Annotated in this window: 13 protein-coding genes; 4 read left to right on the top strand and 9 right to left on the bottom strand. The window is 70.0% G+C overall.

The annotated features are described in order from the left end of the window. Position 1: 1 nt before the first annotated feature. The 3 genes from EBN03_RS22955 to EBN03_RS35585 all read right to left on the bottom strand — a co-directional run bounded on the left by EBN03_RS22955 (position 2) and on the right by EBN03_RS35585 (position 1,702). The gene (locus EBN03_RS22955) at positions 2-1,243 is read right to left on the bottom strand and encodes an FxsB family cyclophane-forming radical SAM/SPASM peptide maturase (RefSeq protein WP_199742929.1); all 1,242 of its coding nucleotides are present in this window, start codon (positions 1,241-1,243) and stop codon (positions 2-4) included. Between the two features lie 75 nt (positions 1,244-1,318). Beyond that, on the bottom strand, positions 1,319-1,453 hold the full coding sequence (locus EBN03_RS35590; protein ID WP_267899306.1) for a hypothetical protein: 135 nt from the start codon (positions 1,451-1,453) through the stop codon (positions 1,319-1,321). A gap of 114 nt (positions 1,454-1,567) precedes the next feature. Beyond that, positions 1,568-1,702, bottom strand: coding sequence for a hypothetical protein (locus tag EBN03_RS35585; RefSeq protein WP_267899305.1), 135 nt, complete (start codon positions 1,700-1,702; stop codon positions 1,568-1,570). A gap of 379 nt (positions 1,703-2,081) precedes the next feature. Here EBN03_RS35585 and EBN03_RS22950 point away from each other — a divergent pair, with 379 nt between their 5' ends. Continuing rightward, positions 2,082-3,131 carry an alpha/beta fold hydrolase gene (locus EBN03_RS22950; protein ID WP_122190165.1) on the top strand — a complete coding sequence of 350 codons (1,050 nt, stop codon included), beginning with the start codon at positions 2,082-2,084 and terminating at the stop codon, positions 3,129-3,131. An 89-nt stretch (positions 3,132-3,220) separates the two neighbouring features. Next, a complete protein-coding gene (locus EBN03_RS22945; protein WP_122190164.1) occupies positions 3,221-4,927 on the top strand; it encodes a DEAD/DEAH box helicase in 1,707 nt (568 codons plus the stop codon). Here the strand turns inward: EBN03_RS22945 and EBN03_RS22940 are convergent. Beyond that, positions 4,893-5,480: a hypothetical protein gene (locus EBN03_RS22940; protein WP_122190163.1), complete on the bottom strand. Its 588-nt coding sequence runs from the start codon at positions 5,478-5,480 to the stop codon at positions 4,893-4,895. The genes EBN03_RS22945 and EBN03_RS22940 overlap by 35 nt on opposite strands. Continuing rightward, positions 5,481-7,217 (bottom strand): DEAD/DEAH box helicase, encoded by a 1,737-nt coding sequence (locus tag EBN03_RS22935; protein ID WP_122190284.1) that lies wholly within the window; start codon positions 7,215-7,217, stop codon positions 5,481-5,483. Between the two features lie 118 nt (positions 7,218-7,335). Between EBN03_RS22935 and EBN03_RS22930 the strand changes: the two genes are divergently transcribed. After that, positions 7,336-8,094: a TetR/AcrR family transcriptional regulator C-terminal domain-containing protein gene (locus tag EBN03_RS22930; protein ID WP_122190162.1), complete on the top strand. Its 759-nt coding sequence runs from the start codon at positions 7,336-7,338 to the stop codon at positions 8,092-8,094. Between the two features lie 87 nt (positions 8,095-8,181). Here EBN03_RS22930 and EBN03_RS35200 read toward each other — a convergent pair whose 3' ends face one another. Next, positions 8,182-8,376, bottom strand: coding sequence for a DUF7455 domain-containing protein (locus EBN03_RS35200; RefSeq protein ID WP_033087939.1), 195 nt, complete (start codon positions 8,374-8,376; stop codon positions 8,182-8,184). 447 nt (positions 8,377-8,823) lie between these two features. On the opposite strand from EBN03_RS35200, the gene EBN03_RS22920 reads away from it, so the two are divergent. Next, positions 8,824-9,201, top strand: coding sequence for a DUF952 domain-containing protein (locus tag EBN03_RS22920; RefSeq protein WP_122190161.1), 378 nt, complete (start codon positions 8,824-8,826; stop codon positions 9,199-9,201). 10 nt (positions 9,202-9,211) lie between these two features. Here EBN03_RS22920 and EBN03_RS22915 read toward each other — a convergent pair whose 3' ends face one another. The 3 genes from EBN03_RS22915 to EBN03_RS22905 all read right to left on the bottom strand — a co-directional run bounded on the left by EBN03_RS22915 (position 9,212) and on the right by EBN03_RS22905 (position 12,666). Further along, on the bottom strand, positions 9,212-9,955 hold the full coding sequence (locus EBN03_RS22915) for a rhomboid-like protein (RefSeq protein WP_122190160.1): 744 nt from the start codon (positions 9,953-9,955) through the stop codon (positions 9,212-9,214). Between the two features lie 22 nt (positions 9,956-9,977). Continuing rightward, complete coding sequence (locus tag EBN03_RS22910; protein ID WP_122190159.1) at positions 9,978-10,745, bottom strand: MHYT domain-containing protein; 768 nt, start codon at positions 10,743-10,745, stop codon at positions 9,978-9,980. Between the two features lie 331 nt (positions 10,746-11,076). Then, positions 11,077-12,666, bottom strand: coding sequence for a Na+/H+ antiporter (locus tag EBN03_RS22905; protein ID WP_199742928.1), 1,590 nt, complete (start codon positions 12,664-12,666; stop codon positions 11,077-11,079). Positions 12,667-12,714 lie beyond the last annotated feature (48 nt).

The raw sequence follows: 12,714 nt of genomic DNA, 5'->3' as shown, positions 1-12,714 counted from the left end.
ACTATCCCTTTCGCGCCGCGATCAGGTCGGCGCGCAGCCGGGCGGCGACATGATCGAGGAAGGCCATCAGGTCGGCGCAGTACACCGACGGGTTGCGGAATCCGGTGCCGGGGCGGTATCGCTGCGCGTAGAGGCCGCCGCCGCAGACACCGGCGTGCCTGCAGGCCCGGCACTCGTCGCACAGCGCGGCCGTGCCGATCTGCCGGGCCGCCACACCGGGGTGGTCGAAGGCGGCATCGAAATCGTCGCGCAGCACGTGCAATCCGGTGGCGGTCGCACCTTCGAACGCCGATTTGAGGGTGTCGACCTGCTCGATCGATCCGTCGGTCTCGACGACCAGAAACGACAGGGGCCCGGCGCTCAATTGTTCGGTGGTTCCGTTGCGGCCCAGGAGCTGTCGCACCGCGCTACGGAACAGTCGGATGTCCACCGCGGAATCCCCGAGCTCGTACCAGTGGTCGAACAGCGTGACGAGCCAGCTCGCATAGCTGGTGTCGGTGATGTCCACCTCGCCGTTCGGGCCGGCCTTGCCCGGTGGTGGTGCGGCCCAGGTGCCGTGCGGCAGTAGCACATCGATACCGCGGGGCTCGAATTCCGCGAGCGCGGTGTAGGTCTCGACGGGATCGTTGGCCAGGTCGATCACCGCGAGGATGCCGTCGAACAGGTGCCGGTAGCGGTCGGTGCCGAGCAGCCGCAATCCGCGGGTGACGGCGTCGTAGCTGCTGTCGCCGCGGCGATTACGGCGGTGGCGGTCGTTGGCGGCGCGATCACCGTCCAGACTGACCCCGACGCCGATGTCGTGCGCGGCCAGGACGTCGAGCATGGGCGGGGTCAACAGCGCGCCGTTGGTCTGCACACCCAGTTCGACGTGCACCGAGGAGTCCACCGCGGCGCGGAATTCCCTTGCGAGAGTGTCGATCCGGTCCGGTCCGGCCAGCAGCGGCTCGCCGCCGTGGAAGACCACCTCGACCGCGGTCAGCTCGTGACGCTCGACATGCTCGGCTATCCGGCGCGCGGTCGCGCGGGCGATCTCCGGCGTCATCACGACCGGCTGGTCGCGCCAGCTCTGATCGGCCAGCTCGTACATGTAGCAGTAGTCGCAGGCCAGATTGCAGCGACTGTGGACCTTGACCACGAACTGGTCGAAGGGGGTGGGACGCCAGCCCGAGGCGCGCAGGGCAGCGATGTCGAGGCCGCGCTCGGGCCATTCGGAAACGGGGGTCAGGGGAAGCAGGGTGGCCACGGCAGTCTCGCATTCGGGCGGGGCGGGTTGCGGTGTGAGCGGTGCCGCGGGTCCCGCGACACCGCCCGTGGGGTGCTACATGCCGTTGTGCCGCGACGGAACAGCAGCTTGGCGGGTGCGGCGTCGGGCGTCCGCAGTGCCCGCAAGGGGGCCGTCCTTGAGCTCGGCCAGCTGGTCGAGCGGCATCCCGGCGAGTTCGAGGAGACTCATGCTGAATCCTTATCCAGGGTAACGAGCCTCTTTGTGACGGTTCGATATATAGCGGTCAATAGGCGTGAGTGGAGAGCGGTGCCGCCGGTACCGTGCGACACCGCCCGCCGGGTACTACCCGCCGTTGTGCCGCGAGTTGAACAGCAACTTCGCCGGTTCGGTGTCGGGCGTGCGCAGCGCCTGGGCGAGCGGTCCGCTCAGTTCGGCCACCTGGTCGAGGGGCATGTCGGCGAGTTCGATGAGACTCATCGCGAATCCTTTCCTTATGGGCTTGGGCCGCAGTTGTTGTCCCGTCGTCACGGTGGTGGCGCGTGAAATGTCTACGGCCGGAACGGAATCGATCGAAGGTTCGGCTTCGAAGGGTTCCGGGGAAATCGTACCGCTGAATAGCGGCTCGATCAACGGCGAGTCGTTAATTAACGTGATTTAACAAGGCTTTTCGATCGGCCGGGCCTGCGGCGTGATTTTCGAGCCACGGGCGGTCTGTGGCCCTCGGCCTTCGGCGTGCGGCGGTGATCGAATCGACAGCCCGAGGTAGTGCCGAGCGGGAAGATTTCTGTGACAGACTGTCTCGGGTAAGTGTTCCGTGTGGTCGCCGGAAGCGGGTTCCGGGCAGGGAGGGAGAGCAATGGTTGCCTGGGATGTGGCGTGGCGCAATGCCGGAGCATTGTTCGGCCGCGGGATCGAGCCCTACGAGCCGACACCCTCGGTCATCGTCTCCGACGCACCGCACCGCCGGCTGCGCCGCTACCGCGGCACCGGCGCGCCCACCGGGAATCCGGTACTCCTGGTCCCACCGCTGGCCGTGACGATCTCCTGCTACGACCTGCGGCCCGCCCAGAGCCTGGTCCGGTTCCTGCAGGGCCTCGGCCGCGAGGTGTCCGTCGTCGAATACGGCGAGATCACCTACGCCGACCGGCACCTCGGCTTCGAGGAGTGGGTGGACGACATCGTGCCCGGCGCGATCCGCCGCGTCAGCGCCGACCACGACGATGCGCCGGTGGACCTCGTCGGCTGGTCGTTCGGCGGGACGATGAGCCTGCTCACCGCCGCCGCGCACCCCGAGCTGCCGATCGCCTCGGTCACCGCCGTCGGCAGCCCGTTCGACCAGCGCCGCAACGGCCAGATCGCGCTGGCCCGCCAGTTCGGCCGGCTCACCGGCGGCGTGGAACTGACCGTGCCGCTGCGCATCACCGGCGGCGTCTCGAAATACGCGGTGCGCGCGGGCTTCCGGGCCCAGTCCTTCGACCGGGAGCTGCGCAAGCCGCTCTACATCGCCCGCAACATCGCCGACACCGAGGCGCTCGCGCGCATGGAGTCCGTGGACCGGTTCATGGCCGAGATGCCCGGCTATCCGGGCCGGTTCTACCGGCAGGCCTATCGTCAGCTGATCCTGCGCAACGAGATGAACAAGGGCACGGTGCACCTCGGCCCGCACCAGGCGATCGAGCTGGCCAAGCTCGCGGTTCCGGTGCTGCTGGTCGGCGGCACCCGCGACAAACTCGCCTCCGCCGCCTCGGTGGCGGCCGGTACCCGGGTGCTGACCGGTTCGCCCGAGGTCCGGTTCGTCGAGGTCGACGGCAGCCATCTGGGCATCATCGCGGGAGCCGAGGCGCCCGCCACCACCTGGGCCGCGGTCGCCGACTTCCTCGCCGCGGCGCGACTGCAGCAGGCATGAGCGGGCCGTTCCGTGGCGTCCACCACAACGCGCCGAGTCCGACCTGCTGCGGGTTGGGTCTTGTCGGTGGTGCCCGTTAACCTCTTCAGGTGACTTCGGCAGGTGGCGGTTCTTTACGTGCATGGCAGCGCAGGGCTCTCACCAAATATCTGACGACGAAGCCACGCGATTTTCTCGCCGTCGCTACCCCGGGTGCGGGTAAGACGACCTTCGCGCTGCGCCTCGCCGCGGAGTTGCTGGCCGACCGCACGGTGGACCAGATCACCGTGGTCGCGCCCACCGAGCACCTCAAACACCAATGGGCGCAGTCGGCGAGCCGCCAAGGCATCGAGCTGGACTCGAACTTCTCCAACACCACCGGCGGCACGTCCGGCGACTATCACGGTGTCGTGGTCACCTACGCGCAGGTCGCCGCGCACCCCACCCGGCACCGCGTGCGCACCGAGAACCGGCGCACCCTGGTGATCCTGGACGAGATCCATCACGCCGGTGACGCGAAGAGCTGGGGTGAGGCGACCGAGGAGGCGTTCGGTGACGCCACCCGCCGACTGGCGTTGACCGGTACCCCGTTCCGCAGCGACGACTCGCAGATCCCGTTCGTCACCTACGAACCCGACGAGTCCGGGTTCCCGCGCTCGCGAGCCGACTACACCTACGGCTACTCCGAGGCGCTGGCCGACAACGTGGTGCGCCCGGTGGTGTTCCTGGCCTACTCCGGTGAGGCGCACTGGCGCGACAGCGCGGGCGACGAATACACCGCGCGCCTCGGCGAACCGCTCAGCGCCGAACACACCGCGCGCGCCTGGCGGACCGCGCTCGACCCGGCCGGCGACTGGATGTCGAAGGTGCTCACCGCCGCCGACACCCGGCTGCGCCAGCTGCGCGCCACCGGCATGCCCGACGCGGGCGGCCTGGTCATCGCCACCGACCAGGAGAAGGCGCGCGAGTACGCCGAACTGCTGGAACACATCTCGGGTGCCAAGCCGGCCGTGGTGCTCTCCGACGACCCGGGTTCCTCGGAGCGGATCAGCGAGTTCTCCGCAAGCACCCAGCCGTGGATGGTCGCGGTCCGCATGGTGTCCGAGGGCGTCGACGTGCCGCGGCTCGCGGTCGGCGTCTACGCCACCAGCGCGTCCACGCCGCTGTACTTCGCGCAGGCGATCGGCCGGTTCGTGCGGGCCCGCAAGCCCGGTGAGACCGCGAGCGTGTTCCTGCCCTCGGTGCCGGTGCTGCTGGATCTGGCCGCGCAGCTGGAGGTGCAGCGCGACCATGTGATCGGCAAGCCGCACCGGGAGAAGAACGCGCTCGAGGACGAGTTGCTGGTCGACGCCAACAAGCAGAAGGACGAGCCGGGCGAGGAGGAACGCAAGTTCACCGCCCTGGCCGCCGACGCCGAGCTGGACCAGGTCATCTACGACGGCGACTTCTTCGGTACCGCCACCGTCGCCGGCAGCGACGAGGAAGCCGACTACCTCGGCATCCCCGGCCTGCTCGACGCCGACCAGATGCGCGCCCTGCTGCGCGACCGGCAGGCCCGCCAGATCAAGGAGCGTTCGGCCGCCGTCGCCGCCGCGCCCGGCCCCCAGGTCGCCGCCACCGAACGCGTCTCCACCTCGGGCAAACTCGGGGAGCTGCGCCGCGAACTCAACAGCCTGGTCGCCATGCACCACCACCGCACCGGCAAGCCGCACGGCGTCATCCACGGCGACCTCCGCCGCGAATGCGGCGGCCCGCCTACCGCATTGGCCACCGCCGACCAGCTCACCGAGCGTATCGCCGCCCTGCGGCGGATGTGACCGGCGTTGCGGCCCCGCCGAAGTAGCTGTCCGGCGCGATCGCGGCGAGCGGGGTCCAGCGCGGCGCAGTGAGGTTCGCCTCCGGTGGCGGCGGGTCCTCCCGGAAGCCCTGCAGATCCAGGGCCAGCCACGGGTTCTCGTCGATCCGGCGGGCGACGGCGTAGCAGGTGGCCAGCATGTGCAGGCACCGATCCTTGCGCGCGCTGCAGGAGCAGTCGACGACGGTCGGCCGCGGTGCCAGCGACAGGCCGGACTCGGTCACCGTCCGGTAGACGGTATCGCTGAGTTCCACTGCGCCGGTAACTGTTTCGGCCACCGCGCAGAGCGCCGCCGGTGTCAGCGGGGCGAGTTCGAGGTAGGTCACCGAGGCCTGGCCGCCGCGATGGATGCCGGCGCGCACGTGCCGGCCCTGGATCTCGAGGTCCACGCCGTCGTGCCGGGCGATACTGCGGGCGCGCGGCAGCAGCGGTTCGGGGCGGGTCGCGGTAAGCGGCTCGGCCAACCGGACCCAGTCCCGGCCCCACAGGGTGTAACCGAATTCGTTGTCCGGCATTCAGTTTCCTCGCTTCCGGCGCAGGACGCCCAGCAGATGTTCGTCGTCGAGGCGGGCGAGGGCGGCGACGGACGCCGGGCCCGTGGCGCCCGGCGCGGTGAGCTCGGCGAGCACGCTCTTGCGGTCGTGCATGTCGGCGATGTGTTCTTCCAGTGTGGTGCCGGTGGTGAGGGTGGTGACCGTGACCGGGCGGGTCTGGCCGATCCGGTGGGCGCGATCGGAGGCCTGTGCCTCCACCGCCGGATTCCACCAGCGGTCGAAGTGGACGACGTCAGCGGCGCGGGTCAACGTCAGCCCGGTGCCCGCGGCCCGCAGGCTGAGGATCAGGATCGGCGGGCCGTCCGGGCGCTGGAACCCGGCCACGATCTCCGCCCGCGCGGCCGGATCCAGCCCGCCGTGCAGGAACGGCGCGGCCACCCCGAACGCCTGCGCGCAGTGCCGGGCGAGCAGCTCGCCGGTCTCCCGGTACTGGGTGAACACCAGCGTCGGGGACCCGCCGGCCAGGTTCTGGGCGAGGATGTCGAAGCAGACGTCGAATTTGCCGGAGCGGCCCGATAATTCGGCTACCTCGCCGGTGACCAGGCCGGGGTGGTTGCATACCTGTTTCAGCGCGGTCAGGGCGGCCAGGACCCGGCCCTGCCGCTGCACGCCGGCGCCGAAACCCTGATCCACGGCCTGCTCGAGGACCCGGTCGTACAGATCGCGCTGTTCGTCGGTGAGATCGCAGCGCAGGTCGCAGTGGATCTTCGGTGGCAGGGCGGCGGCCACCTGAATCTTGCGGCGGCTCAGCATGATCGGCTCGACGGCGTCGTGCAGCCGGGCCGCCGCGGTGGCGTCGCCGGACTCGATCGGCCGCACGAAGCGGCGGCGGAACTGCGCGCGATGGGTGAAGGTACCGGGCGCGACGAGGTTCAGCAGCGCCCACAGTTCGTCGAGCCGGTTCTCCACCGGCGTACCGGTGAGCGCCACGCGGGCCGCGGCGTCGAGGCCCCGGGCCGCCTTCGCCACCTGGGTGTGGGGATTCTTCAGCACCTGCGCCTCGTCGAAAACCGCACTGGCCCAACGGGTCGGCAGCAGCCGGGGACCGTGCGCCCGCAGGGTGGGATATCCGGTGACCACGATCGTGCCCGGCGCGGTGGGCAATTCGCCGCCGCGCCAGCCGACCGCGCGCAGGTCCGGGGCGAACCGGCCGATCTCGTGCACCCAGTTGCCGACCAGCGAGGTGGGGCACACTACAAGCTGTGGCCCGGATCCGCTTCTGCCGTGCAGGAATCCGATGGCTTGCGCGGTCTTGCCGAGGCCCATCTCGTCGGCGAGCACCGCTCCGCCGTGCGCGGCGGCCGCCTCCCGCAGCCACGCGACCCCGCGGACCTGATACGGCCGCAGGCGCACGGCCAGCGTGGATTCGAGTTCGGCACCGACCGATTCGGTCCCGGTGTAGGCGGTGAGGGCGCGTTCGGCCGACATCACCGCGGTGCCTGTGGCGTTGGGCACCGCGTGCGCGGCGGGCGGGAGCGTGACGTCGGCTGTACCGCCGCGCACGGCACGCCAGGCGGTCAGGGAGCGGTCGTCCGGTCCCGGTGCGGGCAGGGCGTCGGCCTCGACGACGACGCAGTCCACGGCGTCGATCTCGAGTGCCGTGCCGTCGGCGGCCGGAACGGCCAGCCGGACGGCTTCGTGACCGGGCCCCGGTGCGGGGCCGAGCCCGGTGCCGGTCCAGGTCCACAGCGCGAACATGTGCCGATCGGGCAGGTAGGTGGCTTGGGTGGTGGGCAGCGCGATCCCTCCCATAGGCGTACGGTGTACGTAGTTACGTGAATAACGTACACTGTACTGAAAAATCGGGAGGTGTGTGATGACCGCGGACGACGGGCAGGTAGCGCAGTCGGAGAAGCTCCTGCGACTGCTGTGGCGGCACGACCTGCCCCCGCGCACCGGTGCGCGCGGACCCAAACAGCACCTGAGCGTGGACGAGGTGGTGGCCGCCGGTCTCGCAGTGGCCGCCCGCGACGGCTACCACGGGGTGTCCATCCGGTCGGTCGCCGCCGAACTCGGGGTCCGGCCCATGAGCCTGTACACCTACGTCCCGAGCCGCGACGCCCTGATCGTGCTCATGGTCGACGCGGTCGCGGCGGCGGACGAGCCGATCGACCCCGCCCTGCCGCTGCCCGAGCGGATGCGGGCCATCGCCGCTGGGATCCGCGCCGAACTGCTCGCGCACCCGTGGCTGCTGGAGGTGCCGCCCTGGCGACAGGTGCTCGGTCCGGGCCGAATGGGCCGCTACGAGCGACAACTCGCGGCCCTGGAAGGTGCCGGGCTGTCCGATCTGGAGATGGACCGGACCATCGCGGTGCTGTCGGAATTCGCCGCCGGGAACGCCCGCACGGCGGTGGCCCGGCGGCGCGCGATCGCGGAGATGCCCGACGCGCGCTGGTGGGAACTGTTCGGCCCGCTGCTCGGCCGGGTGGTGCCCGCCGGCCGGTTCCCGCTGGCGGACCGGGTCGGCGCGGCGGTGGGGGAGATCTATCAGGCGCCGGCCGACCCGGACGGCGACTTCGAGTACGGGCTGCGGTCCCTGGTGGCCGGCCTGACGGCCGGCCTCGGCCGCGGGTGAGCACACACGCCGACGGGCGGTCCGTTTACCGGGCCGCCCGTCGGGGTATTCATTTGTCTGGTTCGGACGAAGGACTCAGGAGCTGGATTACAGCGCCGGTGCCGACTCCGTATCGATCACGGCTTCGAGCTCGCGCAAGCGATCCATGTGCTCATTGGCGTGATGCTGGCAGAAGAGCAACTCTCCACCTGCGGGCAGGGTGGCACGTACCCGTGCCGCCGCACCGCAGCGGTCGCAACGGTCGACCGCAGTCAGTGGGGTGCTAGTCAGGGTTCCTGGCATGACTCCTCCGTCCTGGCTCCCGGCGTGGAACACCGTTTGCCTGGGTGTGGGGCCCGCGGTCCCTACCGCGGGCTCGCATCCGCTACTTCCCAGCAGTGGTATTGACTACTCTGTCAGACGTTCGGGACGGGGGCTTTGTTCCCGGGAATGTTTCTTTGTGTTTTCCCTAACATGACCAGGCATTTCGCTGAGCGCGAACATGCCTGGCAGGGTGCCTGCCCGAGGCTCGTGGCTACTGCGCGGGCCGTGTGCAGGCGGTCGGGAAACTCCGAGACGCATTTCCTAAAACAGGCCGATCCAGTTGTCTATCCGAAGATTACCCGGCGGGACCGACACTCACACCCGGCTTGTGGTCATCCCGACCGTTTCCGGTGGTCACATGACCATTACGGCGTGCGGATCTCCGCCGACTGTGGTTCCCGTCACCGTGTCGGTAACCTGGGCCGCATGGGCACCGAACCGGACGCATCGCGGGACACCCGTCTGCTGCACATCTGCACCGACGCCGAGTGGGCCGCGGCGGCCGCGACGGGGGAGTACCGCACCGCCGACCTCTCCACGACCGGGTTCATCCACCTGTCCGCGCCCGAGCAGGTCGCGCTGCCGGCGAACCGGCTCTACGCCGGTCGCGCCGATCTGGTGCTGCTCTGGATCGACCCCGCCGGGCTCACCGCGCCGGTCCGCTGGGAACCCGGCGTGCCCGGTGACCCGGACGCGATGCTGTTCCCGCACCTGTACGGGCCGCTGCCGGTACCGGCCGTCATCGCGGTCACCGCCTACCGGCCCGGCCCGGACGGCCGATTCACCGCGCCCGTAGCGCCCTGACCGTCGCTCGTCAGACCACGGCCCGGTCGCGGGCACGCTCGAGCCGATGCGAACCGGCCACCGCCAGCGCGCCCCAGCAGAAACCGAGCAGCACCGCGGTCAGGTGGCCGTAATCGGCGAAGGTCTGCCCGTGCCACACCCCGTGCACCGCCCAGGCGAGCAGCCCGCTCGCCCACAGCACCCGCAACCGGCCGCCCAGATGGAAGGTCAGCACCGCGAACACCGCCGAAAAGCCGTAGGACGCACCGACATCGGATACCACAGTCGCCCGCACCGGCAGCAGCCCCCGATGCTCGGCGAAGGCCAGGCCGGTCGCCACCGCCAGTGTCGCGCCAATGTGCCCGACCGCGAAGGCCGTGATCCAGCGCACGGTGCCCAGCCAGCCCTCCGCGAGCGCCATCACGGTGAGACAGGTGGCCAGAACGCTCCACGGGAAGCCACCCTCGGTCCAGAACGCGGACGCGACCAGAACCTGGACCGGATCCTGGCGCATATTGTGCAGATTCGTGGACGCGGACAGGATCAGCCGGTGTGCCGCGGTCGGGCTGATGCCCCGCAGCGTCCACCAGGTGACGAAGACGGTGAACGCGTACGCGCAGCTGCCCGGTGCCCGGCCGTAGAAGGCGCGGATCAGCTCGACGAAGCGGACCGTCCGGTGCGGTTGCCGCCACCACCGCGCGACAGCGGCCGGGATGCCCGTGGGATCGATCGTGCGATCCCACGGTGACCGGTAGTGGCGCAGCAGGAACGACACTCCGACAGTCTGCCCGCCGGAATCAGCTGGGCCAGTAGCGACTCGCGTGCTGGCCGGCGATCCGGGACAGGTCGGGTTCGTCGACGTCGCTGATCCCGACCTGTAGCAGCAACAGCATCGTCACCATGCTGACGCCGATGATCAGCGGGGTGAGCAGCTGGCCGGCCTGGGCGCCGACCGGGGCGTGCAGATGTTGGGCGGCCTTGGCGTGCATGGCGTACATGGCGGTGTAGTGCATGCCGCAGACCGCGACACCCATGATCAGCGCGGCGCCGATCGTGGCGAGCAGGCCCTGCACGTGCATGGTGAACCACAGGGCGGCGGTGGCCGCGACGACGGCGATCAGGATGGACAGGGTGACGATCCACGGGTCGTATTCCACGGTGGCGTCGGTCCGCATGGCGTACATGCCCGCGTAGTGCATGGCTCCGACCCCGAATCCGGTGATCGCGCCGCCGATGGCCAGCGCGACCGGGCCGCCGTGGCCGCGCACCACGATCGACAGCCCGACCCACACCACGACGATCGCGATGAGCGCGCTGATCAGCGTGATGGGCACGTTGTAGCGAATGGTGGCGTGCCGCACCGAGAATCCGAGCATCGCGATGAAGTGCATCACCCAGATTCCGGTGCCGCCCAACGCGACTGCGGCCGTGGTGAGCCAGCCGTGACCGCTGCTTTGGCGGGCGCGGACCATGCAGCGTAGCGAGAGTAGTGATCCGACCACCGACATCAGGTACGCGAGTGCGGGTGTCACCCAGCCGTAGGTGAATTGGTCGATTTCCAGCATGCGGACTCCTGGGGAGTTGTCTCTGCTCTGCCGCCCGGCTGCCGGACGCGGATCGCGGTAGCGGATCCGTGGCCGAGGGTGGGTGGTACAGCCGGACGATACTCAGATAACCGCAGGCAGTAAATTTCCCGCATGCGTTTGAGGGAAAATTGCTGGGGCGCAGGAACAGCGGATGTCGCAGGTCCGGCACCTGTGCGAACGCCCGATGGCGTTCTGGCTGCCGAAAAAGAACTGTCGAGGCCCCTGGGCAGTTGAAAGCGACAATCGTTGCGACCCTGGCAAATTCCTCGCGATGCTCGACTCGGTGTGCCGGGCTCGCCGCGGTGCCGGCTCAGAACAGGTTGGGGCGCAGGTCGAGTCGCATCATGACTCGGTCCACCACCTGCGGCGGGAAACCCGGCTCGCGGCGCGCCCGCAGCGCCTCGGTGCGACCGGCTTCCAGGACGCTGTGCGAGATCTCGGCCAGCCGACCGCGAATCCGCAACGCCCGCTGCCGATCCCGTTCGGCGTCCGCATCCTGTTCCGCCGCATCGGGATCCGCGCGGGTCAGGCGCTGCTCGATCCCGGCCCGCACCTTCCGGTAGACCTCCGGCGGCAGGTTCTGCTCCGCGGTGATCTCGTCGAGCCGGTCCAGTTCGGCCCGCAGGATCCTGGTCCACAACCGCAGTTCCGTCGCGCGCTCGGCCTCGGTGTCGGCCCGCACCCCGGTCAGCCGCACCACCACGGCCAGCGTGGGCCCCTGCACCAACAGCGTGAACAGCACCACCCCGAAGGCGGCGAACAACACCTCGGCCCGGCCCGGGAACGGTTCGCCGCTGTCGGTGCCCAGCGGAACCGCAAGGGCCAGAGCCACAGTCGCCACCCCGCGGATGCCGGCCCACCAGGTCACCACCGTCTCGCGCCAGGTGTACGGCTCGTCGGTGTCGTGACGCCGCCAATAGCCGCCCAGCAGTAGGTAGGTCGCCATCAGCCAGACCAGACGCAGCCCGACCACCACCGCGACCACCACCGCCGTGCCGCCGAGCAGGCGCGGCCAATGCTCGCCCGCGGCGGCCAGCACGGTGCTCAACTCCAGGCCGATGATCCCGAACGCCAGCCCGGTGACCATCATGTCGATGACCTCCCACACCGACTCGCCTACGATCCGGTACGCGGAATCGCTGAAATCGGTTGCGGCGTCGGTGAGATAGAGCGCGCAGATCAGCACCGCCAGCACTCCGGAACCGTGCCACGAGTCGGCCAGTCCGTACGCCGCGAACGGCAGCACCAGCCCGAAGCCGACCTGCCAGATCGCCTCGTCCAACCGGCGGACCACAACACTGCCCGCCCAGCCCAGGACCAGGCCCACCGCTACGGCCACCAGCGCGGACACCGAGAAGTCGGCGAGCGCGTGCCAGGCCGAGAAGTGGCCGGTGACCGCCGCGGCCACCGCCACCTCGTAGAGGACCACGGCAGTGACGTCGTTGAACAGTCCCTCACCGTCCAGCAGCGCGGTGAGCCGGCGTGGCAGGCCGAGCTTGCCCAGGATCGCGCCGACCGCCACCGGATCCGGCGGGGCCACCACCGCGCCCAGCGCGAAAGCGCTCGCCAGCGGCAGACCCGGCCACCACGCGTGCGCGGCGAAGGCCACCGCGGCCGCGGTCGCGGCGACCAGACCCACCGCCCGCAATAAGATCGCGCCGCTGTTGGCGGCGAACTGCTGCCACGAGGTGCGGCGGGCGGCGCCGTACAGCAGCGGCGGAAGTACCAGCGGCAGAATGAGTTCCGGCCGCAGATCGATGTTCGGGACCGCCGGGATCAGCGCCAGGACGATGCCGAGCACGGTCATCAGGACGGCGGGCGGCAGCCCCGTCCGCCGTCCGAGCGGCTGCGCGAGGATCGTCGCCAGGGCGAGCACGAAGACGAGCACCAACTGGTCCACGACGATCCAGTGTGGGCTGGCCCGCCCGGAAAGTCACCGAACCGGGCG

It is taken from the genome of Nocardia stercoris (assembly GCF_003696265.1).
Lineage (GTDB): Bacteria > Actinomycetota > Actinomycetes > Mycobacteriales > Mycobacteriaceae > Nocardia > Nocardia stercoris.
This window is presented reverse-complemented; position numbering and strand designations above follow the sequence as displayed.